A 23,588-nucleotide genomic window follows, 5' to 3' on the forward strand; every position below is an offset into this window, starting at 1 on the left:
GCGGAACACAGGTCCTCCCGGCTACGTTAACGAGCTATGAGCAACGCGCCAATCACCGTCTACTCGACCTCCTGGTGTGGCTACTGCCACCGCCTGATGACCGTGCTGAAGTCCAACGGAATCGCCTACGAGACGGTCGACATCGAAGAGGACCCCGCGGCGGCGGAGTTCGTGGGTTCGGTCAACGGCGGCAACCGGACGGTTCCGACGGTGAAGTTCGCCGACGGGTCGACGCTGACCAACCCGAGCGCGGCCGAAGTCAAGGCGAAGCTGGCCCAAGCCGGCGCCTGAGCCGTCGGCCCCGAACGCGCCGACGTTGACCAAGTGCCCCGTCTGCCGCCGGGAGCGGCCCTAACATAAGCGACCATGGCGTCGAGTTTTCGGTCCCTGCGGCGTCTGTGCGTCATCGGCACAGCCGCGGCCACGGTCGCCGTCGCGTCGGCGTGCTCACACTCGCCGGGCGGCACCGCGGCGACCCCCACCGAACACGCCTATGCCAATTCGCTGATCATCAGCCTTCAAGATGCGCGCCGGATCGCCAATTTCGAAGGGCTGCAACCGTATTCGTACGCCGACCGGCACGACCCGCCGCGGGAGACCGTCGGCAACCCGCCGGCCCCATGCCGAGCCGTGGGGGCCACGGACCTCACCTTCGCGGGCGGCTGGAAAGAGTACCGTTCGGTCGCCTACGCCGGTTCGACCGACGACCTGAGGCCGGGCGGCATCGCGCCGATCAACGAGGTGACCAACGCCGTCGTCGTCTACCCCGACGCGGCCGCCGCGCACGGCGCCCTCAACCAGCTGCACGCGACGCTGGACCAGTGTGTGTCCCTGCACCACACCGCCTACGACTTCGCGTTGAACAAGCCGGACACCGCGACCCTCAAGCTCGGCTCCGACGGATGGATCCACCTCTACACGGTGAAATCCGCGGTGTTGGTGTCCGTCGGCGTGCTGGGCATCGAACCCACCGAGCAGATCGCCAACACCGTCCTGCAGACGGTGACGGACCGCATCAAGTAGCGCCGGGTCAGTCGATCTCGGCCCAGGATTCGATGATCACGCGGGCGATCGAGATCGACCCTGGCAGCAGCAGTTTCGACTCCGCCGTGCTGGACCAGTCGCCGGCCGCCAGCGCGGCGCGCACCTCGTCGCGGGTGAACCACGCGGCCTCGGCGATCTCCCCGTCGTTGAAGGAGAACTCCTCGGCCGGGTCCGCCACGGCGTGGAAGCCGACCATGAGCGAGCGCGGGAACGGCCACGGCTGGCTGCCCAGGTAGCGCACGTCGCGGACGGTGAGCCCGATCTCCTCGCGGATCTCGCGCGCGACGCAGGCCTCGAACGACTCGCCGGCCTCGACGAATCCGGCCAGCAGCGAGAACATTCGCTCCGGCCACACGGCCTGACGCGCCAGCACCGCGCGGTCCCCGCCGTCGTGGACCAGGCAGATCACCGCCGGGTCGATGCGCGGGAACTCCTCGTGGCCGGTGACGGGGTTGACCCGCGCCCAGCCCGCCCGGGCCGGCCGGGTCGGTGACCCGTCGACCGAGCTGAACCGCGCCGAGTCGTGCCAGTTGAGCAGCGCGAGCGCCGAGGACACCAGCTGGCCGCTGGTGTCGTCGAGGATCGCGCCGAGGCCGCGCAGGTTCACCACCTCGGCGCGCACGTCCGGGTCGTCCGGCGCCTCGAGCGCGCCGCGGATGGCCCACACGTGGCGGTCGTCGGCGAGGCGGCCCAAGAACACCGCGTCGGGCGGCGGCTTGTCGGCCAGCTTGGCCGCGGCGCCGAGCACCACGCGGCCGTCGGCGACGAGCACCTGGTTGCGCTTGTCCACCCGCAACAGCGCGGCGTCAGCCCATCCGGCCGCGGCCGCGTCGACGTCGGTGCGCAGCTGGTCGGCCCGGTCGGCGCCGACGCGCGACAGCAGCGGGACGTCCCGCAGCCGAAAGTCAGCGATCGCCCCGGGACCCGATTGATGGCGACCCGCTTCGCCCGGCTCCGCCGCGCTCGCGATCGCCATCAGTGCCCCGCGTGGCGGATGTAGAGCAGCCGGTCGTTGGCCTCGACCGCGTCCACCTCGGGCGCGCCGATGCGCAGCAGGTGGCCGTCGCGCACCACGCCGAGGACGATGTCGCGCAGGTGCCGCGGGGAACCGCCGACCTCGGTCGGCTCCACCTCGCGCTCGGCGATCGCCAGCCCCAGGTCGGGGGTCAGCAGGTCCTCGATCATCTCCACGACGCTGGGCGTGGTGGTGGCGAGCCCGAGCAGCCGACCCGCGGTCGCCGAGGAGACCACCACCGAGTCCGCGCCGGATTGCTGCAACAGGTGCTGGTTTTCGGTCTCCCGGATCGAGGCGACGATCTTGGCGTTGGGTGCGAGCTCCCGCGCCGTCAACGTGACCAGGACGGCGGTGTCGTCGCGGCTGGTGGCGACGATGATCGACGCCGCGTGCTGGGCCCCCGCCAGCCGCAGCACGTCGGCCTTGGTGGCGTCGCCGTGCACCGTCACCAGGCCGGCGCTCGCGGCGTGCTCGAGGGTGCTGCGCTCGGTGTCGACGACGACGACCTCGCCCTGGGCGGCCTCGTCACTGAGGATCGCGGCCACCGCCGTTTTGCCCTTGGTGCCGTAGCCGATCACGATCGTGTGGTTGCGCACTCTGCTCCTCCAACGCTGAATCTTCCACCCTTGCCGGGACCGCTCGGAGAGCACTTCGAGGGTCGTGCCGACCAGCACGGCCAGGAACGCGATCCGCAGCGCGGTGAAGATCAGCGTGTGCACCAACCGCGCGGTTTCGGTGTACGGGGTGATGTCGCCGTAACCGGTCGTCGACAGGGACACCGCCGAGAAGTACACGCAGTCCAGGAAGGTCAGCGGCTGGCCCCGCACGTCGCGATATCCGTTGCGGTCCGCGTAGACGATGACGGCCGCGGCGAACAACACCACCAGCGCGATGCCGACGCGGCGGGTGATGACGCGAATGGGGCTGGCGTGATCCTCGGGGATGCGCACGACGCCGACCAATTGGTGGCCTCGCTGGGCGGTGAGCGTTTCGTCCAGACCGCTCAGTTGCCGGGACCTACCGTTGCGCACGGCGGTCCGTCATCGGCTCGACGCCGGCGCAGGTGAGAGGCACGACTCCATGTAACCATGATCGACCCGCCCGTACTCGGGCAGCGCAGGTCAGCCGGCGGCGGAACCCGCCAGCAGTCCGGCCAGTTCGGCGGGCGCGGGCAGATCGTCCGGGGCGATCGTGGTGCGGGCGCGCACGTAATAGAAGGCCGTGCGCACGGACGACTCCTCGACGCCGGACAACGCGGCCCACGCCAGGCGGTAGACGGCGAGCTGGACGGCCGCCTGGCGCATGGCTTCCGGCCCGCTCGGCGGTTCGCCCGTCTTCCAGTCGACGACGGTGGCGCCGCCGTCGGGGTCGGCGAAGACCGCGTCGATGCGGCCGCGGACCAGCGTGTCGCCGATCGGCATTTCGAAGGGCACCTCGACGGCGATCGGTGTGCGGGCCGCCCACGGCGATCCGGTGAAGGCCGCCTGCAACGCCGCCAATTCCCGGGTGTCGCCGACATCGGAGTCCGCCGCGCCGGGCAGGTCCGCGAGGTCGAACAGGCCCTCGGCCCCGTAGAACCGCTGCACCCAGGCGTGAAAGGCGTTGCCCAGCAACGCGTGCGGATCCGGTCGGGTCGGCAGCCGATGCCTCAGCCGCTGCGCCGCGCCCGCGGGGTCGCGCGCCAGGTCCACCAGACCGCTGACCGACAGCTGGCCGGGCAGCGCGGCGGCGGGCGGCTGCGCCAGCCGCGCGCGCTCGGCGAGCAGGGCGTCGACGTCGTCGGCCCAACCCTCGATGTCGGCGCCGTCGGCGACCGCGTCGCCCGCCATCGCCTTGGTCACCAGCGCGGCGCCGCGCTCGACGTCGCCGCGCCGCGCGGCCAGCGGATCGGCTGGCCACACCGCTTCTACCACGTTGTCGCGCAACGGGTTCCGGTCGCCGTCCGCCGGTGCGGGCGCCCACTGATCCACCACCCCGCAGGGCTCCCCGGCCGCGGCCGAACGGTCGATGACGTCCTTGATCTCGCACAGGAAGTCAGAGGGGCCGCGCGGTTTCATCCCGGCGGCCCCCCAATGATGACCCGACACCAGCAGGGTGTCCTCGGCCCGGGTGATGGCGACGTACAGCAACCGGCGCTCCTCGTCGACGCGCCGCTGGTCCAGCCGGCGGCGATGCTCGGAGATCTTGTCGGACAACTGCTTTCGATTGGTGACGTCAGAGGTGTCGAGCACCGGGACGCCCAGAACCCCGGCACTGTCGCCCCGCAGCAGCGGCGGCAACTCGGACGCGTCGGTGAGCCAGGTGCTCCGGGACGCGGTCGACGGAAAGATTCCGCCCGACAGGTGGGCCACCGCCACCACCTGCCACTCCAGCCCCTTCGCGGAGTGCACCGTCAGCACCTGGACGCGGTCGCGCGCGGGCGCCAACGGCGCCGGCGGCAAGCCGTTTTCGACGGACTCCGCCACCTCCAGGTAGGCCAGCAGGCCCGCCACCGAGGCCGTGCGGTCGGTCACGGCGGCGTCGGCGCGTTCGGCGTAGCCGGCGACGACGTCGGCGAAGGCGTCGAGGTGTTCGGTGCCGCTCCAACCCGCGTGCACTCCCGCCGCGGCGCGGACGTCGCAGTCGACGCCCAGCACCCGGCGCACCTCGGCCACCAGGTCGGGCAGGGAGTGCCCCAACTGGCCACGCAGATAACGTAATTCGGCGGCCAGGGCGGTCAGGCGCTGATATCCCGCCGCCGAATACCCGTCGGCCGGGCCGGGATCGGCGATGGCGTCCGCCAGGCACGCCGTGTCGGTGTCCGGGCCGGCGGCGGCCGCGATCGCTTCCGGCGAGGACGCCCCACCGGCACCCAGCCCCTCGCCGAGTGTGCGGGCGCGTCGCCACAGCGCGGCGATGTCGCGACCGCCCAGGCGCCACCGCGGACCGGTGAGCACCCGCATCGCCGCCGCGCCCGCGGTCGGGTCGGCGACGAGGCGCAGCATGGCGACCACGTCGGCGACCTCCAGCACCGACAGCAGCCCGGCCAACCCGACGACCTCCACCGGGACGCCCCGGGCGCGCAGGGCATCGGCGATGGGGGCGGCGTCGGCGTTGCGGCGCACCAGCACCGCGGCCGTCGGCGGGCTCGTCCCGTCGGCCCGCCGGTATCGCGCGGCAAGTTCGTCGGCGATCCACTCCCGTTCGGCCTGCACGTCGGGGAGCAGTGCGCACCGGACGGTCCCGGGCGGGGCGTCCGGGCGCGGCCGCAGCGCGTGCACGGCGACCGACCGGCGGCGCGCCTCCGCCGATATCGCGTTGGCCAGCTGCAGGGTTCGCGGCGGGTTGCGCCAGCTGGTCCGCAGCTCCAGGGCCGGTGCGGGCGTGCCGTCGGACAGGGGGAAGTCGGTGGTGAAGCGCGGCAGGTTCGTCGCCGAGGCGCCGCGCCAGCCGTAGATCGACTGAATCGGGTCGCCGACGGCCGTCAGGGCCAGCCCGTCGTCGACACCGCCGCCGAACAGGGCCGACAGCGCGACCCGTTGGGCGTGCCCGGTGTCCTGGTACTCGTCGAGCAGCACCACCCGGTAGCGGCCGCGCAGGTCTTGGCCGACCTGCGGGAAGCCCGCCGCCAGCTTTGCGGCACAGGCCATCTGCACGCCGAAGTCCATCGCCTTAGCGGCCCGCATGCGCTCGTTCAGCGCGTCGAGCAGCGGCACCAGCTCGGCGCGCTGGGTCTGGGTGGCCAGCAGGCGCAGCAACCATTGGCTGGGCCCGCGGTCGCGCTGATAGGGGCCGGCCGGCAGGGCGTGGATCAGCCGCTCCAGCTCCACGTGGGTATCGCCGAGCTGGCGGGTGTCCACCAGGTGTTCGGCCAGCTGACCCCACAACCGCAGCACCATTGAGGTGACCGCGGCCGGGGTCTTGTCGGTGCGCAGCTCCCCGCGGTGACGGCACACCACGTCGAACGCCAGCTGCCACAGCTCGGTCTCGCCGAGCAGCCGGGTGTCGGGCTCGATGGGCAACAGCAGCCCGTAGTCGCGGATCAACGAACCCGCGAACGCGTGGTAGGTGCTGACCGTCGGGGCGCCCGCGGGCTCGCCGGCGCCGAGGCCGACACCCGCCAACCGCGCCAGCCGGGACCGGACCCGGCGCAGCAGCTGCCCGGCGGCCTTGCGGGTGAACGTCAACCCCAGCACCTGGCCGGGTTCGGCGTAACCGTTGGCGACCAGCCACACCACTCGGGCCGCCATGGTTTCGGTCTTGCCGGCGCCGGCGCCGGCGATGACGACCAGCGGCCCGGGCGGGGCCGCGATGACCGCGGCCTGCTCGTCGGTCGGCGGGAAAAGCCCCAGCGCGCAGGCCAATTCGCCCGGGCTGTAGCGCGGGTTCACTGCGCCGCCCCGTTGGTGTGGGCGGGGCACGAGGGCCGGACGGGGCAGTGCGCGCAACCGTCGTTGCGCCGGGCGATGAACCGCGGCCCGGCGGTCGCGGCCGCCGCGCGGCGGACCAGCTGGCGCCATTCCTCGCGGGCGGCCGGCGTCAGCGGATCCTGTTCGCGTTCAGTGGCGCCCGACGCCGCGGCCTTGCCGACATAGACCAGCCGCGCGCCGCCCGGCTCCGCGTCGGCCGGCTCACCGAACACCATGCCTTCGGCCACCGCCAGCTGATACAGCGCCAACTGGGCGTGTTGTTGGGCGTCGTCCTTGCTGACCGGCGTCTTGCCGGTCTTGATGTCGACGACCACCAGCCGGCCGGCGGCATCGCGCTCCAGCCGGTCGACCCGGCCGTGCAGCCGGATCTCGCCGCCGCCCTCGCCGGACGCCGCCAGCGTTCCGTCGATCTCCACCTCGACGCCGACCTCGGTCAGTGCGTCGCGGGTCTGCGCCCGCCATTCGATGAACGCCTCGATCATCGCGCGGTGCCGCGCCAGCTCGTTGGCCGAATGCCACTGCGCCTCGAACGGCAGGTGCCGCCACGCGCGGTCCAGGCCGGCCAGCAATTCCGGCTCGCTGCTGTGCGGTTCGGCGACCAGGGCGTGCAGCACCGAACCGATGGTGGAACGCAGATCCCGCGGGTTGGTGCCCCCATGCCGTTCGGCCAGCCAGCGCAGCGGGCAGTCGTTGAGCGTCTGCAGCGTGGACGGCGTCAGGGTGACGACATCGCCGTCGCCACGCAGCGGCTCGGTGGTGCTGACCGGAAGCCGGCCGTGCCAGCCGGCCGGATCGGCGCCCGGGACGCCGGCCTGGGCCAGCCGCGCCAATTGCGTTGCCGCACAAGCCCGCACGGCGTCCTCGACCGCGCCGTCGGGCGCGCACACCACGGCGCGCAGCCGGCCCACCAGGGCCGGCGCGGACAGCACCCGGGGCGCCGAGAGGGGTTGCGCCGCAGCGAGATCGCCATCGTCGGTCCACGGCGCGAGCTCGTAGCAGAACGACGACGGCAGCGCGGCCTGGCCATCCGCAGTGCCCGCATCGCTGTCCACGGCGGTCACCAACAGTCGGCGGCGGGCGCGGCCCATGGCCGCCACCAGCAGCCGCCGCTCCTCGGCCAGCAGCGGTGCCCGCACCGACGCCTCCTCGGTGACGCCGTCCAGCACGTCCAGCAGCCGCTGGGTGCCCAGCACGCCGCCGCGCGGAACCGTGTTGGGCCACAACCCCTCCTGCATCCCGGCGATGACCACCACGTCCCATTCGTGCCCCAGGGCGGCGTGCGCGCTGAGCACCCGCACCTGCTCCACGGCCGCCATCGGCTCCCGTTGCGCGCTCGGCAGGTGCAGCGCGCCGACGTGTTCGACTAGCCCGCGCAGCGACGCGCCCGAGGTGCGGGACACGTACTGATCGGTGATGTCGAACAACGCCGTCACCGCCTCCAGGTCCCGGGTGGCCTGGGCGCCGGCGGGCCCGCCCCGCTCGGCGGCCGACAACCAGCGGCGCTGCAGGCCGGACCGCTGCCAGGCGGCCCATAAGGTGTAGCGCGGGTCTTGACCGTCCCGGTGGCAGCGCCCGGCCGCTTCCAGCACCGCGCGCACCCGCTGCACCGGGCGGAACTGCGGGCCCGCCGGCGGCGCGTCACCGGTCAGCGCGTCCACCAACAGATCCGCCACGTCACCCGACGGGCGATCGGCGTTGGCGCGCAGCAGCGTTCGGCGCAGCTGCCGGAGCGCGACCGGGTCGACGCGCCCGATCGGGCCGGTCAGCAGCGCCAGCGCCCGTTCGCCGTCGAGCCCGTCGGCGGTGACCGTCAGGACGGTGAGCAGCGCCCGGGCCGCGGGCTCGTCGGACGGCGACCCGCCCGCCGCCGGCGGGGGCACCGGCACGCCCGCGGCGGCCAGCGCGCGCGGCAACCGCGCGCCGGCCCGTGGCACCGACCGGACGATGACCGCCATCTGCGACCACGGCACGCCGTCGACCAGGTGCGCTCGCCGCAGCGTGTCGGCGATCATCGCCGCCTCCGCGTGCGCCGATGCGGCCAGGCGGACGGCGACCGACCCCTCCTCGGGCCCGGTGCCCTCGATGCGCCTGCCGCCGCTGCCGCCGGGCAGTCGGTGCGCGATGCCGCTGACGGCGCGCGCCACCGCGGGGGCGCAGCGGTGCGACACCGTCAGCGTCACCGACGGCGAGTCCCCGTCCAACAGCCCGGCGCATTCGCCGCCCCGGAAGCCGAACACCGCCTGGTTGGGGTCGCCCGCGATGACGGCCCGCTCGGCGCCCGCCGCCAGCACCCGGACGAGGCGGGCCGCCTGCGGGTCGAGCTGCTGGGCGTCGTCGACCAACAGGACCCGCACCCGGCCCCGCTCGGCGGCCAGCAGCTCGGGGTCCGTCGCGAAAGCCTCCAGCGCGGCGCCCACCAGTTCGGCGGCGCCCAGCGCGGGCGTCGTCGCCTGGGGTGCCGCCGTCCCCACCGCCGCCCGCAGCAGCATCACCTGCTCGTACTGGCGGGCGAACTGGCCGGCGGCGATCCATTCCGGTCGCCGGCACCGACGGCCCAGCCGCTCCAGTTCCTGCGGGTCCACCCCGCGTTCGGCGCAGCGCGCCAACAGGTTTCGCAGTTCGGTGGCGAAACCCGCGGTGGCCAGCGCGGGCCGCAGATCCGCGGGCCACGCCGCGGCCGCGCGCGGCCCGTCCTCGAGGTCACCGGCCAGCAGTTCCCGGATGATGGCGTCCCGCTCGGCGCTGGTGACCAGCCGCGGCGGCGCATCCCCGGCCCGCTCGGCGGCCCGCCGCAGCACCGCGTAGGCGTAGCCGTGCACGGTCCGGACCAACGGTTCGCGAACGGCGGCCCGGCACGGCCCGGCGCTGCGCGGCCGCAACAGCGCCGTCGTCAACGCGCTGCGCGCCCGCATCCCCAGCCGGCCGGAACCGCTAAGCAGCAGAACCGATTCCGGGTCGAGGCCGGCGTCGATCTGGGCGACCGCGGCCGCCACCAACAGGCTGCTCTTGCCCGTGCCGGGGCCGCCCAGCACCCGGACCGGCCCGCGCGCGCCGGGCGCCAGCAGAGCCCGCGCCTCGGTGTCCCAGGTGAACGACATGGCTGCATGCAACCACCAGGGTCCGACAAGTCGGCCCGACCCGCGGCGCGGCCGGCCCCTACGATGGAGCCGCGAGCAGCCGACCAACGGAGGGTAGTAACCGTGACGGACTTTCCCGACGACGAAGCGCCCGAGGGCGACGCCGCGGAACAACTGCAACCCGTCGACGCCGACGATGAAGCCGGCTTGGACGTCGACTATCTGACCGCCGCCGACCGGGAGGCCAACGAGGCCGACGTGATCGAGCAGGCCTACGTCGTTCCCACCGAGGACGACTGGGACGACCGCTGAGGGGGCACGATCGACCCGTGGCCGCCACCCTGCACGTGCACCGCTACGGCCCGCCGGATCCGGTCCGGGTGCTGGCGCTGCACGGGCTGACCGGCCACGGGCAGCGCTGGCAGCAGCTGGCCGGCCTGCTGCCCGAAATCCCCTTCGCGGCACCGGATCTGATCGGCCATGGCCGGTCGTCGTGGGCGGCGCCGTGGACCATCGACGCCAACGTCGCCGCGATGGCCGCGCTGCTCGACGGCGAAGCCGGCCCGCCGGTGCTGATCGTCGGGCACTCGTTCGGCGGGGCGCTCGCCATGCAGCTGGCCGCGGCACGCCCGGACCGGGTGGCGGCGCTGCTGCTGCTGGACCCGGCGGTCGGATTGGACGGCGAGTGGATGCGTCAGATCGCCGAGGCGATGCTGTCCTCGCCCGACTACCCCGACGCGCAGGAGGCGCGCCTGGAGAAGGTGCACGGATCGTGGTCCGACGTCGACCCCGCGCTGCTCGACGCCGAGCTCGACGAGCATCTGATCGCGCTGCCGGGCGGCCGGTACGGCTGGCGGGTCAGTCTGCCGGCGATGATGGCGTACTGGAGCGAGCTGGCCCGCGACGCGGTGCTCCCCCCGGCCGGGACGCCGACGGTGCTCGTGCGCGCCAAGCGCACCTCGCCGCCGTACGTCAGCGACGAACTCGTCACCGCGCTGCAGCAACGGTTGGGGTCCGACTTCCGGCTGCTGGATTTCGACTGCAACCACATGGTGCCCTACGCCGCGGCGGCCGACGTCGCCGCGCTGACGCGCGAATTGCTGGAAGCCCGCTGATCGTGGCGCCGGTGACCGACGAGCAGGTCGAGCGGGTGCGGGCGGTGGTCGCGGCCATTCCGGCCGGCCGGGTCGCCACCTACGGCGACATCGCCTCTGTCGCGGGGCTTTCCAGCCCGCGCATCGTCGGCTGGATCATGCGGACCGACTCCTCGGACCTGCCCTGGCACCGGGTGATCACCGCCTCGGGGCGCCCCGCGCGCCATCTGACCACCCGGCAGCTGGAGCTGCTGCGCGCCGAGGGGATCCTGGCCTCCGACGGCAGGATCGCGCTGGGTGAGGTCCGCTACGACTTCCGGCGCTAGAGCACCAGGCGGACCAGCGCCGCGGTGCGGGCGAGGCCGGGAAACGCCTCGGCCGTCGACCGCGGGTGCAGCGCATGGACGGCCAGGCGAAACATCAAGGCGCGCAACAACATCTGCGGCCACTCGGGCAGCGCGCTCCAGCGTTCGATGAGCCCGTCGTCGGCCTCGCCCCAGGACAGGGCGTCGACGACGACGACCCCGGCCGCCCACGAGGCGGGCCGCCAGTAGGGGGTGATGTCGGTGATCCCCGGGGCGGCGGTGCCGACGAAAAGCACTGTGCCGTAAAGGTCCCCGTGCACCAGCTGGTTGGGGCTCTTGGTCGGCCGGCGCAGCGTGGCCAGCTGGTTGATCAGCTCCACCGACCGCTCGGCGTCGGCCGTCGGCGGGGCCGTCCGGGCGCCCGGCGGTACCGAGGCCAGCGGCCGTTCCTCCCACGCGGCGCGGTCGGCGGCGATGAAGATGTCCACGTCTCCCCAGGGCGCGGTGGGGCCCTGGGTCAGGAATCGGGGCCGTTCCAGTTTGCCGGTCGCCTCGTGCAGCCGCACCGCCGCCGAGACCACTTCGTCATGCCGGGGTTCGGGTGTGCCCGCGACGAAGGTGTCCGCCCGCCACCCGGAAACCACGTACCGGCCGTCCGTCGAGCGGACCGGTCGGGCCAGCCGGACGCCGTCGACGAACAACGTCTCGCGCACCCGGGCCGACCATGCCGCCCGGGCGTGGTCGGCCACCAGCGAAAGCACGACTTCGCCGCAGCGCCAGCCGCCCTCCCAGCTGGCCCCCAGATAGACGGGCTGCACGCCGGTCAAGCCAAATGCCGCCAGCACATGCTCCGGCGGTGGCTCGACATTCACACCGGTACTCTAAACGAGTCCAACAAGCGTTCCGGGTCAGTACATCACCATGTCGGGTTGCATCTGCTGCGCCCACGCCACGATCCCGCCCTGCAGATGCACCGCATCGGCGAATCCGGCCTTTCGCACCACCGCCAGCGCCTCGGCCGAGCGCACCCCCGTCTTGCAGTAGAGCACCGGCGTGCGGTCGTGCGGCAGCTTTGCCAGGCCCTCACCGGAATTGATCGACGACTGCGGGATCAGCCGGGCCCCGTCGATGTGGTTGATCTCCCATTCGACGGGCTCGCGGACGTCGATCAGCGCCAGCTTCTTGCCGGAGTCCAGCATGTCGCGCAATTTCCGCGGCGTGATGGCGGATCCGGTGACGCCCTGGTCGTCGGGGACCGCGCCGCAGTACTGCTCGTAGTCGATCAGCTCGGTGATCTTCGGCCGGAAGGCGTCATCGGGTTCCCGGCGGATCGCGATGGTGCGGTAGGACATCTCCAGCGCGTCGTAGATCAGCAGCCGGCCCAGCAGCGATTCGCCGATGCCGGTGATGAGCTTGATCGCCTCGGTGCCCATCACCGACGCGATGGAGGCGCAGACGATGCCCAGCACGCCGCCCTCGGCGCACGACGGGACCGTGCCGGGCGGCGGCGGCTCCGGATACAGGTCGCGATAGTTCAGGCCCCGGCCGCCGGGCGCGTCCTCCCAGAACACCGAGGCCTGGCCCTCGAAGCGGTAGATCGACCCCCACACGTAGGGCTTGCCGGCCAGCACGGCGGCGTCGTTGACGAGATACCGGGTGGCGAAGTTGTCGGTGCCGTCCACGATCAGGTCGTACTGCCCGAACAGCTCGACGGCGTTGCTCGAGTCCAGCCGGAACTCGTGCAACCGCACGCTGACCAGCGGGTTGATCGCTGCGATGGACTCGCGCGCCGAGGAGGCCTTGGACCGCCCGACGTCGGCCACGCCGTGGATGATCTGGCGCTGCAGGTTGGACTCGTCGACGACGTCGAAGTCGATGATGCCGAGTGTGCCGACGCCCGCCGCGGCCAGGTAGAGCAGCGTCGGCGCGCCCAGCCCGCCGGCGCCGATCACCAGCACGCGCGCGTTCTTGAGCCGCTTCTGCCCGTCGACGCCCAGGTCGGGGATGATCAGGTGGCGGCTGTAGCGGGCCACCTCATCGCGCGTCAGCTGGTCTGCCGGCGCCACGAGGGGCGGCAGCGGTGTCTGGGAACTCGACACGCCCGAACATCTCCTCGGTCTCGCGTTGCGGTTCGTCGTCCATATCCATCACAGCAGCAGCCGAAGTGGACGGCAATGAATTCAACTGGCCGCGGTCAGGCGATCGGGAACGGCCACGGATTGAACCGGCAGGTCTTTCCGTCGGCCTTGACGAAATCCGGGTCGAACTTGGCGGCGTCGTCGTTCGACGTGGAGAACGTCTGCTGCATCATCACCGGCGCCAGGGCGCCCTGCTGCTCGCACGGCTCGTGGCGGACGTACCCGATGGCGTGCCCCACCTCGTGGTTGATCACGTACTGCCGATAGGAACCGACGTCGCCCTCGAACGGCACGGCTCCACGCACCCAGCGGGCCTCGTTGATGAAGACCCGCGACTCGCGGTCCGGCCCGTAAACCGGGTTGTAGCAGGAGGTTTCGAGCCGGAATTCGTAGCCGCAGCCACCGCGCACCGTCACCGGGGACACCAGCGAGATGCGGAAGTCGGGCTTGCCGTTATCGATCCGGACGAACGCGAATTGCGGGTTGTGCGTCCAGCCCTTGGGGTTGCCGAGCGTCTGGTCGACCATCTCGGCGAACGCCTCGTCGCCGCCGAACATCGTGGGGTCGATGCCGTTTTCCACCTCGACGGTGTACCGGAACACCTTGACGGTGCCCTGGCCGATCTGCGGCGTGGTGCCCGGCACGATGTGCCACGTCTTGTCGCCGGCCTCGGTGAACGGGCCGCCGTCGGGCAGCGTCCCGGCGGGCAGGTTGGCGTCGAACGCGGCGAGCCCACGCGGTGGCGCGTCGATGATCGAGGTGCCGACCGCGTCGATCGCCTGCGGGCTCTGAATGGGCTGACTCGCCGTCGGCTTGGTCACGGTGGTGCCGGTGACGGTCTGGTAGACGACCACCACGGTGAGCGCCACCAAGGCCGGCAGCGCGTAGGCGCGCCAGCCGTAGGTGGACACGAACCGCCCCAGCCGCGTCTGCTTGCGCCACTGGTTCGGCCGCTCCCGGCCGGCGCGGGTGCGTCCGGCGTCGCGGGCGATCGGGTCGCGCAGGGCCCGCAGCGGTTCGCGCCACTCGGCGCGCAGCACCGGGACGCGACCGGTGCCGCGCGAAGGCCGCTGGGACGTCATTTCCCCAGGATTACACAGTCATCCGGCGCGCCCGTCCGTGGCGCGCCCGAATGCGCCGCACGACACCACTTCTGCCAGCGACGACGGCGGCAACGCCGATCAACCGAACCACATGGGTAGTAAGGTCTGTGCCACGAGCCGCGCGCGGCTGGCGCAGTATGCCGGCGGCCGGTTGCCCACACATCAGATGAGGACTCGATGAGCGAACTCGCCAAACCCGCGGCGCGGCGCGCCGTCAGGTCGGCCGACCGCGCTCGGCCGGGGGACGGCGTCGCGGCTTCGAGCCGGCGCGGCAACCGGTTGCCCCGGGACGAGCGCCGCGGGCAGCTGCTCATCGTCGCCAGCGACGTCTTCGTCGACCGCGGCTACCACGCCGCCGGCATGGACGAGATCGCGGACCGGGCCGGCGTCAGCAAACCCGTTCTGTATCAACACTTTTCGAGCAAACTCGAGCTGTACCTGGCGGTCCTGGCCCGGCACGTCGAGAACCTGGTCTCGGGCGTGCAGCAGGCGTTGAACACCACCACCGACAACCGCAGGCGGTTGCACGCGGCGGTCCAGGCGTTCTTCGACTTCATCGAGCACGACAGCCAGGGCTACCGGCTGATCTTCGAAAACGATTACGTCACCGAGCCGGAGGTGGCCGCGCAGGTGCGGGTCGCCACCGAATCGTGCATCGACGCCGTATTCGCCTTGATCAGCGAGGATTCGGGGCTCGACCCGCATCGCGCCCGGATGATCGCCGTGGGGCTGGTCGGCATCAGCGTCGACTGCGCGCGTTACTGGCTCGACTCCGACCGCCCGATCTCCAAGGCGGACGCCGTCGAGGGCACCGTCCAGTTCGCCTGGGGCGGGCTGTCACACGTGCCGCTTACTCGCCTTTAGCGCCCTTGCCGGTGAGTTTGGGCAGTTCGGCGCCGATGCCGAAGCCAACCCGGCGCGCGTCGGCCGGACCGATCTCGACGTAGGCGATCTTGCTGGTGTGCACGAGGAAGCGGCGTCCCCGCTCGTCGGTCAGCCTCAGCAGGCCCGATCCCTCGCTCAGCGCGGCGCTGACGAGCTCTTCGACTTCGGCCGGCGTCTGCGCGCTGGAGAGCACCAGCTCACGCGGACTGTCCGTAATACCGATCTTGACCTCCACGGTCACCCCTTTCCGTTGGTATTGAAGTCGACAGACCTGTCAGCTGCAGGCTAGTGGACGGCGCGGGCCCGCATCGGCCACGGCCCCCGACGCGCGCTTCGCGCTGAGCGAAACGCCGGTCGCGAACGGATAACGATTCGCTTGCAGCTCGTCTTCCAGGCGGGTCCCAAGCCCGATCCGTGTTTTCCCATCGCTAACTTCGGCCCCATGGGTACCACACTGGCCGATCTCGACGAGGTGCGGGATTACCCCGACGACCAGACCGACGAGCTTTACCGTGCCGGCGCCTTGCCCGAGGGCGACTACAACTGGACCGGCTGGCCGGCCGAGCTGCGCTGGCGTCCGCTCACGGCGATCCTGGGCGCCGTCGTGGCCGTCGGCGCGATCGCGACCGCCGTCATCATCAACAGCGGCGACAGCGCCACCACGAAGGCCACGGTGGCACCGGCACCCCAGCCGGTGACTTCCGCTCCGGCGACGACGAGGAGCTCCGCCCCGCCGAGCGCGCAGCCCAGCCCATCCCAATTGCCGCCCGAAACGGTCACCACCGTGACCACGCCGAGCGCCTCGCCGACCCTGCCGACGGCGACGCCCACCGCCGCTCCGCCCCTGACGCTGACGCCCCCGCCGCCGGCCGCGCTGAATCCGCGCACCGTCGTCTACAGCGTGACGGGCACCAAGCAGCTGCTGGACCTGGTGAACATCGTCTACACCGACGGGCAGGGCTACTCGCAGACCGAGTTCAACGTGTCGCTGCCGTGGACCAAGGCGGTCATCCTGAACCCCGGCGTGCAGACCCCATCGGTGGTCGCGACCAGCTTCTACGGCCAGCTGAACTGCTCGATCGTCAACGCCGCCGGTCAATTGGTGGCCGCGTCGACCACCAACTCGAGCCTGGCGACCTGCCGGCGCTGAGTCCAACGGCCGTGACCCGCAGCGCCCGGCCGCGCCGCGCTTGCGATCACGGCTGAGTCCAACGGCCGTCAGCTCAGCCCCAGCTCCTGCATCCGCCGGTCGTGGGTGTGCTGCAGCCGGTCGAAGAACGCGTTGAGCTGGCCCAGGCCACCGGCCCCCCGCACCACCAGGTCGACCAGCTCGTCGTGGTCGGCCAGCAGGAACTGGGCCTGGGTGATCGCCTCACCGAACAGGCGACGCGACCACAGGGCCAGCCGGCTGCGCTGCTTGCCGCTGGCGGTCACCGCGGCCCGCACCTCGGCGACGACGAACTGTGAGTGACCGGTCTCCGACAGCGCGGCGCGGACCACGTGGGCGATCTCGTCGGGCAGGCCGTCGGCGATCTCCAGGTACAGATCGGCGGCCAGCGCGTCGCCGACGTAGGTCTTCACCAGGGCCTCCAGCCACGTGCTGGGCATCGTCAGCCGGTGGTAGTTCTCCAGCGCCGAGACGTACTTCGACATCGCCGACACCACGTCGACGCCCCGGCTTTCCAGCGCGTCGCGCAGGAGCTCGTAGTGCTGCATCTCGGCGGCGGCCATGCTCGCCATCGAAATCCGTCCGCGCAGGTCAGGGGCCATCCGCGCCTCGTCGGTGAGCCGGTAGAACGCGGCGATCTCGCCGTAGGCCAAGACCGCGAACAACTCGTTGACGCCCGGGTGGTCGGCCGACAGCCGTGGGGCGGGCGATTCGTCCGCCCGGTCGGCTTCGAGGTCGGCTTCGGAGGGCTCGCAAGAGGGCCGGGTCATGGCAACACTCTAGTCGGCGGACCCGGCGCCAACTGGGTGCCAGCTGTCGACCAGCTATCATGTATGTAGATAGCGGCTGCATTTTCTTTTCCCCAGCCGCTATCGGCGAAATGTGCGTGCACAGCTGGCCCACCCAGATCGAGCAGGGGCCCGCGACTCGGCGACGTATTCGGAGTCGGAACTCGTGCGCGCGTGACCGCGACAGAGAAACACCGACACAAACCGATACGTCCCCGAAAGGCTTACTACCCACGCATGAGCGCACTCACCGACACAACTGAAATGACTTTTGCCAACCTCGGCGTTCGCGACGAAATCGTCCGCGCCCTCGCGGAAAAGGGCATCGAGCGTCCCTTCGCGATCCAGGAACTCACCCTGCCGCTGGCCCTCGCCGGCGACGACCTGATCGGCCAGGCCCGCACCGGCATGGGCAAGACCTTCGCCTTCGGCGTGCCGCTGCTGAACCGCATCACGTCCGGAGCCGGCGTGCGGGAGCTCAACGGCACCCCCCGGGCCCTGATCGTGGTGCCCACCCGTGAGCTGTGCCTGCAGGTCCACGGTGACCTCGCCACCGCGGCGAAGTACCTCAAGGCCGATGGCGACCGTCCGCTGAGCGTCGTCTCGATCTACGGCGGCCGCCCCTACGAGCCGCAGATCGAGGCGCTGCGCGCCGGCGCCGACGTCGTCGTTGGCACCCCCGGCCGGCTGCTCGACCTGGCCCAGCAGGGCCACCTGCAGCTGGGCGGGCTGTCGGTGCTGGTGCTCGACGAGGCCGACGAGATGCTCGACCTGGGCTTCCTGCCCGACATCGAGCGCATCCTGCGCCAGATCCCCGAGGACCGGCAGTCGATGCTGTTCTCGGCGACCATGCCCGGCCCGATCATCACGCTGGCCCGCACGTTCATGAACCAGCCCACCCACATTCGCGCGGAGGCGCCGCATTCGGCGGCCACCCACGACACCACCGAGCAGTTCGTCTACCGGGCCCACGCGCTGGACAAGGTGGAACTGGTGAGCCGGGTGCTGCAGGCCGAGGGCCGAGGCGCGACGATGATCTTCACCCGCACCAAGCGCACCGCGCAGAAGGTCGCCGACGAACTGGCCGAGCGCGGCTTCAAGGTCGGTGCCGTGCACGGCGACCTGGGGCAGATCGCCCGCGAGAAGGCGCTCAAGGCCTTCCGCACCGGCGACATCGACGTGCTGGTCGCCACCGATGTGGCCGCGCGCGGCATCGACATCGACGACATCACCCACGTCATCAACTACCAGATTCCCGAGGACGAACAGGCCTACGTGCACCGCATCGGTCGGACCGGCCGCGCCGGCAAAACCGGTATCGCGGTCACCCTGGTGGACTGGGACGAGCTGCCCCGGTGGTCGATGATCGACAAGGCGCTGGGCCTGGAGAACCCCGAGCCCGCCGAGACCTACTCGAATTCGCCGCACCTCTACGAGGAGATGGGCATCCCCGCCGAGGCGCGCGGCAGCATCGGCACGCCGAAGAAGCCGCAGGGCCAGCGCCGCACCGGCGAGCGTGACGGCCAGAAGGCCGAGCGGTCCGGCCGCGCCCGCTCCGGCGCACCGCGCCGCCGCACCCGCGGCGGCCAGCCGGTTTCCGGACATCCCGACGGGAACGCCGCGGCGGGCGGTTCCAACGGCGAAGCCGCGGCGGAGGCGTCCGGCAACTCCGGAAACGGCCGGCGTCGCCGTCGGCGCCGCAAGCCCGCCGAAGCCGGCGCGCCCGCCAACTGAGCCGCGCACCCACGGATGGTCAGACCCGAGCGCCGGACCAGGGGCGACGTCCTGGCCGCCGTGGCGATCGCGGTCGTGGTCGCCGCCGTCGCCGCGCTGATCTGGTGGACCAGCGACGCCCGGGCCACCATCAGCCGCCCCGCCGCCGTTCCCGCGCCCAACCCGACCCCGGCCCGGCAGGTGCCGACCACGCTCAAAGAGCTGTGGACCGCGGCCAGCCCGGCCACCACCGCACCCGTGACCGTGGGCGGGACCGTCGTCACCGGCGACGGCCACCGGGTCGACGGGCGGGACCCCGGCTCGGGCAAGTCCCAGTGGAGCTATGAGCGGGACAGCGGGCTGTGCGGGGTGTCCTGGATCTACCACTACGCCGTCGCCGTCTATTCCGACGACCGCGGGTGTGGGCAGGTGAGCACGCTCGACGGCTCCACGGGGCGTCGCGGGCCCGCCCGCAGCGGCTACGCCGACCCGCACGTCCAGCTGTCCTCCGACGGCACGACGGTGCTGTCGGCCGGTGACACCCGCCTGGAGCTGTGGCGCTCGGACATGGTCCGGATGGTGGCCTACGGCGAGACCGACGCCCGGGTGAAGCCCTCGGCGCGCGGCCTGCACTCCGGCTGCAAGCTGGTCTCGGCGGCGGCCAGCTCGTCGGCGGTGTCGGTGCTGGAGACCTGCGTCTCGGCCGCCGACCTTCGGCTGGTGCTGCTGCGGCCGGGCAAGGACGACGACGAACCGCAGCAGCGCATCGTGGCCGAACCCGGGATCACGGCGGACGCGGGTGCGCAGGTGCTGACCGTCTGGGAGAACAAGACCTTGGTGTATCTGCCCTCGCCGCGGCCCCGGGTGGACGTCGTCGACGACACCGGCACCACCGTGTCGAGCACCCTGCTGCCCAAGCAGCCGTCGGGCCCGGGGGCGGTCTCGCACGCGGGCAGCCTGATCACCTGGTGGACCGGCGACTCCGTGCTGGCGTTCGACACCGGCAATCTGACGTTGCGCTACACCATCGCCGCGGGCGACACGACCGTGCCGCTGGGGCCGGGCGCGATGATGGCGGGCCGCCTGCTGGTGCCGGTCACGGGCGCGATCGGCGTCTACGACCCCCTCAGCGGCGCCCCCGAGCGCTACCTCACCGTGAATCGGGCGCCGAGCCCGCCGGGACGCGCGGTCGTTCCGGCCGTCGCGGGATCCCGGGTGTTCGAGCAGCGCGGCGACACCGTGGTGGCGCTGGGCTGATATCGCGCGCAGGCGCGAACGGCTAGACCTCGACGGCGAAGGTCGGCAGGGGCTTACCGGTCTTCCAGTGCTTGAGCAACGCCTTCGCCAACTCGCCGTAGGCCGACGCGCCCTTGTTCTTGCGCCCGGCCATCACCGACGAACCCGAGGCGCTGGCCTCGGCGAAACGCACGGTGCGCGGGATCGGCGGGGCCAGCACCGGCAGGTTGTAGCGGTCGGCGACGTCCAGCAGCACGTCGCGGGTATGGGTGGTCCGCGAGTCGTACAGCGTCGGCAACGCGCCGAGCAGCCGCAGGTCGGGGTTGGTGATCTGCTGGACGTCGGCGACCGTGCGCAGGAACTGGCCGACGCCCCGGTGGGCGAGCGTCTCGCACTGCAGCGGCACGATCACCTCGTCGGCGGCGGTCAACCCGTTGAGGGTGAGCACCCCCAGCGACGGCGGGCAGTCGATGATCACCACGTCGAAGTCGTCGGCGACCTTGGCCAGCGCGCGCTTGAGCGCGTATTCGCGGCCCGCGCGCATCAGCAGCATCGCCTCGGCGCCCGCCAGGTCGATGTTGGCCGGCAGCAGCGTCATGCCCTCGATCGTGGTGACCAGCGCCGCGTTGGGCTCGACCTCGCCCAGCAGCACCTCGTGCACCGACACCGGGAGTTTGTCGGGATCCTGGCCGAGCGAAAACGTCAGGCAGCCCTGCGGATCCAGGTCCACCAGCAGCACCCGGTTACCCTCGTCCACCATCGCTGCGCCCAGCGAGGCGACCGTCGTCGTCTTGGCGACGCCGCCCTTCTGGTTCGCCACGGCCAATACCCGGGTCTTACTCACCAGCGCCCGCCCCTCCTTGTTGCCACGGTCACAGTGCCCATCCTGGCATGTTCGATCGCCGCGTGCTGCGGCCGACGGGCCCGGCATGTCGTCCGGCAGAATCGGTCGATATGGGCCTGCACAACCACCGATTGGTACTGCTCCGCCACGGCGAGACCGAGTGGTCGAAATCCGGCCAGCACACGGGCCGCACCGACCTGGAGCTCACGGACACCGGCCGCGTCCAGGCCGAGCTCGCCGGCCGCGTCCTTCGCGAACTCAACCTGACCGATCCGCTGGTGGTCAGCAGCCCGCGCATCCGCGCGCTGACGACGGCCAAGTTGGCCGGGCTCGACGTCGACGAGGTCTCTCCCCTGCTCGCCGAATGGGATTACGGCGCCTACGAGGGCCTGACCACCCCGCAGATCCACGAACAGGATCCCGACTGGCTGGTCTGGACGCACGGCTGTCCCGGCGGCGAGAGCGTGGCGCAGGTCAGCGACCGCGCCGATCGGGCCGTCGCGTTCGCGCTGGAGCACATGACCGACCGCGACGTGGTGTTCGTCGGGCACAGTCACTTCTCGCGCTCGGTCATCACGCGCTGGGTGGAGCTGCCGCTGGTGGAGGGCAGCCGGTTTTGGATGCTGGCCGGCTCCATCGCGGTGTGCGGTTTCGAGCACGGGGTGCGCCAACTCGCCGCGCTCGGGTTGACCAGCCAGCCGCAGGCCATCAAACCGGGGTGAGCACCGAGCCGCCGTTCGCCCTGTGCGGACCGAACCAGACCCTGGTCGCCGAGGGTGTGCGGGAGCGTTACCGCGACGTGGCGGCCGCCCAGGACGCGCTGCGTTCTGGATCGACGCCAATAGTGTTGGGCGCGTTGCCATTTGATGTGGATCACCCCGCGGCGCTGCTGACACCCGACGCCGTGCGCCGCACCGCCGCGCCGCCGGACTGGCCGACCGGGCCGCTGCCGCCGGTGCGGATCGCCGCCGCCGACCCGTCGCCGGCCGACTACCGCCGCCGCATCAGCCGGGCCCGCGACCAGCTCGTCGCGCCCGACGGCCTGCTGAGCAAGGTGGTGCTGTCCCGCGCGCTGCGACTGGTCGCCGATGCTCCCCTGGACGCCCGCGTCATCCTGCGCCGGCTCATCGCGGCGGACCCGGCCGCCTACGGCTATCTGGTCGACCTGACCGCCGCCGGCGGCGACTACGCCCGCGCGGCGCTGGTCGGCGCCAGCCCGGAGCTGCTGGTGGCGCGCTCCGGGGACCGCGTCACCTGCCGGCCGTTCGCCGGTTCGGCGCCGCGTGCCGCCGACCCGCAAGCCGACGCCGCCAGCGGCGCCGCGCTGGCTCATTCGGCCAAGGACCGCCACGAGCATCAGCTGGTCATCGAGACCATCCGGGCCGCCCTGGAGCCGCTGTGCGACGAGCTGACGGTCGCCGCCGAGCCGGAATTGAGCCGCACCGCGGCGGTGTGGCACCTGTGCACACCGATCAGCGGCCGGGTTCGCGACATGTCAACCACCGCAATCGATCTGGCCCTGGCGCTGCACCCCACCCCGGCGGTCGGCGGGGTGCCGACCAAGGCCGCCCTCGAGCTCATCGCCGAGCTGGAGGGCGACCGCGGCTTCTACGCGGGGGCGGTGGGCTGGTGCGACGCCCGGGGCGACGGCCGCTGGGTGGTCTCCATCCGCTGCGCGCAGCTGTCGGCGGACCGCCGCACCGCGCTCGCCCGCTCCGGCGGCGGCATCGTCGCCGAATCCGACCCCGACGAGGAAGTCGCGGAAACCACAACCAAATTCACCACAATTCTCAACGCATTGGACGTCGAGCAATGACCATTCGCCGCGCCAGGCCCGACGACGCCGCCGCGATCACCGAAATGATTCACGCGCTGGCCGAATTCGAACGCGCCGCGAATCAATGCACGGTCACCGAAAAACAGATTGCCGCAGCGCTTTTCGGTGTGACGCCGACGTTGTACGGGCACGTCGCGGAGGTCGACGGGGAGATCGCCGCGATGGCGCTGTGGTTCCTCAACTTCTCCACCTGGGACGGCGTGGCGGGCGTCTACCTCGAAGACCTGTTCGTGCGCCCGGGATTTCGCCGCCGCGGCCTGGCCCGCGCCCTGCTGGCCACGCTGGCGGCCGAATGCCGCGAAAGGGGCTACACGCGGTTGTCCTGGGCGGTGCTCAATTGGAACGCCGACGCCATCGCGCTGTACGACGGCGTCGGTGGCGAACCGCAGCGGGAGTGGACCACCTACCGGCTGTCGGGCCCGCGGTTGGCCGAGCTGGCGGAGTCGCCCTGATCGCCGCCGGCGGCCCAACGCAGGCCCGCGGGGCTGAAGAGCAAGCCCAGCACGACCAGCGCGGCGATTCCCGCGGGAATCCCGAAGCCGGGCCGGTGCGAGTCGACGGTCAGGTACCAGGCCACCGGCCCTAACAGCAGCTGGGTGATCACGGCTAGCCCACGCCCCCAGCGCTTTCCGCGCAGGAGCGCGCGACCGGCGGCCAGCACCACCGCGCCGATCAGGACGAAGAAGACCGCCGTCCCCTGGGCGTACCACCCGCTCGCCGGGGAGCCGCTGACCACGTGCTGGTCGGACCCGGCGATGCCGCGCACCACCAGCACCACCGCCATGACCAGCGCGGCCGCTCCCTGTGCCAGCACCAGGAGCCCGGCGCCGCGCACGGCGGCCGGGGCGGGGCCGTGGTTGCCGCGGAAGACTGTCACCCGCGTCAGCGTAGTCACGCGCGCGGGCTCCACAGCCGGGTCTTACCGACCCCGC

The 23,588-nt window shown here is 72.0% G+C and carries 23 protein-coding genes; 12 read left to right on the forward strand and 11 right to left on the reverse strand.

The annotated features are described in order from the left end of the window. Window positions 1-36: 36 nt before the first annotated feature. Both mrx1 and A5730_RS07415 read left to right on the forward strand, forming a co-directional pair. On the forward strand, window positions 37-291 hold the full coding sequence (mrx1, locus tag A5730_RS07410) for a mycoredoxin Mrx1 (RefSeq protein WP_067897677.1): 255 nt from the start codon (window positions 37-39) through the stop codon (window positions 289-291). 75 nt (window positions 292-366) lie between these two features. Further along, a complete protein-coding gene (locus tag A5730_RS07415) occupies window positions 367-1,023 on the forward strand; it encodes a sensor domain-containing protein (RefSeq protein WP_067897680.1) in 657 nt (218 codons plus the stop codon). Window positions 1,024-1,030: 7 nt separating this feature from the next. Here A5730_RS07415 and nudC read toward each other — a convergent pair whose 3' ends face one another. From nudC to A5730_RS07435, 4 genes are all read right to left on the reverse strand, one after another. After that, window positions 1,031-2,020, reverse strand: coding sequence for an NAD(+) diphosphatase (gene nudC / locus A5730_RS07420; RefSeq protein ID WP_067897684.1), 990 nt, complete (start codon window positions 2,018-2,020; stop codon window positions 1,031-1,033). Continuing rightward, a complete protein-coding gene (locus tag A5730_RS07425) occupies window positions 2,020-3,090 on the reverse strand; it encodes a TrkA family potassium uptake protein (protein ID WP_067897687.1) in 1,071 nt (356 codons plus the stop codon). The genes nudC and A5730_RS07425 overlap by 1 nt, the downstream gene beginning before the upstream one ends. Before the next feature lie 90 nt (window positions 3,091-3,180). Beyond that, the gene (locus A5730_RS07430; protein WP_369829858.1) at window positions 3,181-6,459 is read right to left on the reverse strand and encodes an ATP-dependent helicase; all 3,279 of its coding nucleotides are present in this window, start codon (window positions 6,457-6,459) and stop codon (window positions 3,181-3,183) included. After that, complete coding sequence (locus A5730_RS07435) at window positions 6,426-9,566, reverse strand: ATP-dependent DNA helicase (RefSeq protein WP_067897690.1); 3,141 nt, start codon at window positions 9,564-9,566, stop codon at window positions 6,426-6,428. Before A5730_RS07435 ends, A5730_RS07430 begins: the two co-directional genes overlap by 34 nt. 63 nt (window positions 9,567-9,629) lie before the next feature. On the opposite strand from A5730_RS07435, the gene A5730_RS07440 reads away from it, so the two are divergent. Genes A5730_RS07440 through A5730_RS07450 form a run of 3 tightly spaced genes read left to right on the forward strand, consistent with a single transcriptional unit; the run spans window position 9,630 to window position 10,965 of the window. Next, window positions 9,630-9,857: a hypothetical protein gene (locus A5730_RS07440; protein ID WP_067897693.1), complete on the forward strand. Its 228-nt coding sequence runs from the start codon at window positions 9,630-9,632 to the stop codon at window positions 9,855-9,857. A 17-nt stretch (window positions 9,858-9,874) separates the two neighbouring features. Next, a complete protein-coding gene (locus tag A5730_RS07445; RefSeq protein WP_067897696.1) occupies window positions 9,875-10,660 on the forward strand; it encodes an alpha/beta fold hydrolase in 786 nt (261 codons plus the stop codon). A gap of 2 nt (window positions 10,661-10,662) precedes the next feature. After that, on the forward strand, window positions 10,663-10,965 hold the full coding sequence (locus tag A5730_RS07450) for an MGMT family protein (RefSeq protein WP_067897699.1): 303 nt from the start codon (window positions 10,663-10,665) through the stop codon (window positions 10,963-10,965). On the opposite strand, the gene A5730_RS07455 is transcribed toward A5730_RS07450, so the two are convergent. From A5730_RS07455 to A5730_RS07465, 3 genes are all read right to left on the reverse strand, one after another. Then, entirely contained in the window at window positions 10,962-11,816 is an 855-nt protein-coding gene (locus tag A5730_RS07455) for a TIGR02569 family protein (RefSeq protein WP_055399004.1), read from the reverse strand. The genes A5730_RS07450 and A5730_RS07455 overlap by 4 nt on opposite strands. 36 nt (window positions 11,817-11,852) lie before the next feature. Then, on the reverse strand, window positions 11,853-13,043 hold the full coding sequence (gene moeZ, locus A5730_RS07460; RefSeq protein ID WP_067897702.1) for an adenylyltransferase/sulfurtransferase MoeZ: 1,191 nt from the start codon (window positions 13,041-13,043) through the stop codon (window positions 11,853-11,855). A 95-nt stretch (window positions 13,044-13,138) separates the two neighbouring features. Beyond that, on the reverse strand, window positions 13,139-14,164 hold the full coding sequence (locus tag A5730_RS07465) for a DUF3152 domain-containing protein (protein WP_082946738.1): 1,026 nt from the start codon (window positions 14,162-14,164) through the stop codon (window positions 13,139-13,141). 198 nt (window positions 14,165-14,362) lie between these two features. Here A5730_RS07465 and A5730_RS07470 point away from each other — a divergent pair, with 198 nt between their 5' ends. Beyond that, window positions 14,363-15,049 carry a TetR/AcrR family transcriptional regulator gene (locus A5730_RS07470; RefSeq protein ID WP_067897708.1) on the forward strand — a complete coding sequence of 229 codons (687 nt, stop codon included), beginning with the start codon at window positions 14,363-14,365 and terminating at the stop codon, window positions 15,047-15,049. Here A5730_RS07470 and A5730_RS07475 read toward each other — a convergent pair. Beyond that, a complete protein-coding gene (locus tag A5730_RS07475; protein ID WP_067820414.1) occupies window positions 15,036-15,305 on the reverse strand; it encodes a DUF3107 domain-containing protein in 270 nt (89 codons plus the stop codon). The genes A5730_RS07470 and A5730_RS07475 overlap by 14 nt on opposite strands. A gap of 207 nt (window positions 15,306-15,512) precedes the next feature. Here A5730_RS07475 and A5730_RS07480 point away from each other — a divergent pair, with 207 nt between their 5' ends. Then, a complete protein-coding gene (locus A5730_RS07480) occupies window positions 15,513-16,220 on the forward strand; it encodes an MmpS family transport accessory protein (RefSeq protein ID WP_055399012.1) in 708 nt (235 codons plus the stop codon). 68 nt (window positions 16,221-16,288) lie between these two features. Here the strand turns inward: A5730_RS07480 and A5730_RS07485 are convergent, their stop codons facing one another. After that, on the reverse strand, window positions 16,289-17,008 hold the full coding sequence (locus A5730_RS07485) for a ferritin-like fold-containing protein (protein ID WP_067897710.1): 720 nt from the start codon (window positions 17,006-17,008) through the stop codon (window positions 16,289-16,291). A gap of 255 nt (window positions 17,009-17,263) precedes the next feature. Here A5730_RS07485 and A5730_RS07490 point away from each other — a divergent pair, with 255 nt between their 5' ends. After that, window positions 17,264-18,760 (forward strand): DEAD/DEAH box helicase, encoded by a 1,497-nt coding sequence (locus A5730_RS07490; RefSeq protein WP_067897712.1) that lies wholly within the window; start codon window positions 17,264-17,266, stop codon window positions 18,758-18,760. A gap of 15 nt (window positions 18,761-18,775) precedes the next feature. Further along, window positions 18,776-19,996, forward strand: a complete 1,221-nt coding sequence (locus tag A5730_RS07495) for a hypothetical protein (protein ID WP_067897715.1) — start codon at window positions 18,776-18,778, stop codon at window positions 19,994-19,996. Between the two features lie 22 nt (window positions 19,997-20,018). Here A5730_RS07495 and A5730_RS07500 read toward each other — a convergent pair whose 3' ends face one another. Further along, window positions 20,019-20,819, reverse strand: coding sequence for a ParA family protein (locus A5730_RS07500; protein WP_067897782.1), 801 nt, complete (start codon window positions 20,817-20,819; stop codon window positions 20,019-20,021). 110 nt (window positions 20,820-20,929) lie between these two features. On the opposite strand from A5730_RS07500, the gene A5730_RS07505 reads away from it, so the two are divergent. The 3 genes from A5730_RS07505 to A5730_RS07515 are packed head-to-tail and all read left to right on the forward strand — an operon-like array spanning window position 20,930 to window position 23,108. Next, complete coding sequence (locus A5730_RS07505; protein ID WP_067897718.1) at window positions 20,930-21,541, forward strand: acid phosphatase; 612 nt, start codon at window positions 20,930-20,932, stop codon at window positions 21,539-21,541. Next, window positions 21,538-22,635 carry an isochorismate synthase MenF gene (locus A5730_RS07510; RefSeq protein ID WP_067897721.1) on the forward strand — a complete coding sequence of 366 codons (1,098 nt, stop codon included), beginning with the start codon at window positions 21,538-21,540 and terminating at the stop codon, window positions 22,633-22,635. Before A5730_RS07505 ends, A5730_RS07510 begins: the two co-directional genes overlap by 4 nt. Next, window positions 22,632-23,108 (forward strand): GNAT family N-acetyltransferase, encoded by a 477-nt coding sequence (locus A5730_RS07515; protein WP_067897724.1) that lies wholly within the window; start codon window positions 22,632-22,634, stop codon window positions 23,106-23,108. Before A5730_RS07510 ends, A5730_RS07515 begins: the two co-directional genes overlap by 4 nt. On the opposite strand, the gene A5730_RS07520 is transcribed toward A5730_RS07515, so the two are convergent. Beyond that, window positions 23,060-23,533, reverse strand: coding sequence for a hypothetical protein (locus A5730_RS07520; protein WP_067897785.1), 474 nt, complete (start codon window positions 23,531-23,533; stop codon window positions 23,060-23,062). The two genes, A5730_RS07515 and A5730_RS07520, sit on opposite strands and share 49 nt — an antisense overlap. Window positions 23,534-23,588 lie beyond the last annotated feature (55 nt).

It is taken from the genome of Mycobacterium sp. ACS4054, assembly GCF_001667275.1.
In the GTDB taxonomy this organism is placed as follows: Bacteria; Actinomycetota; Actinomycetes; order Mycobacteriales; family Mycobacteriaceae; genus Mycobacterium.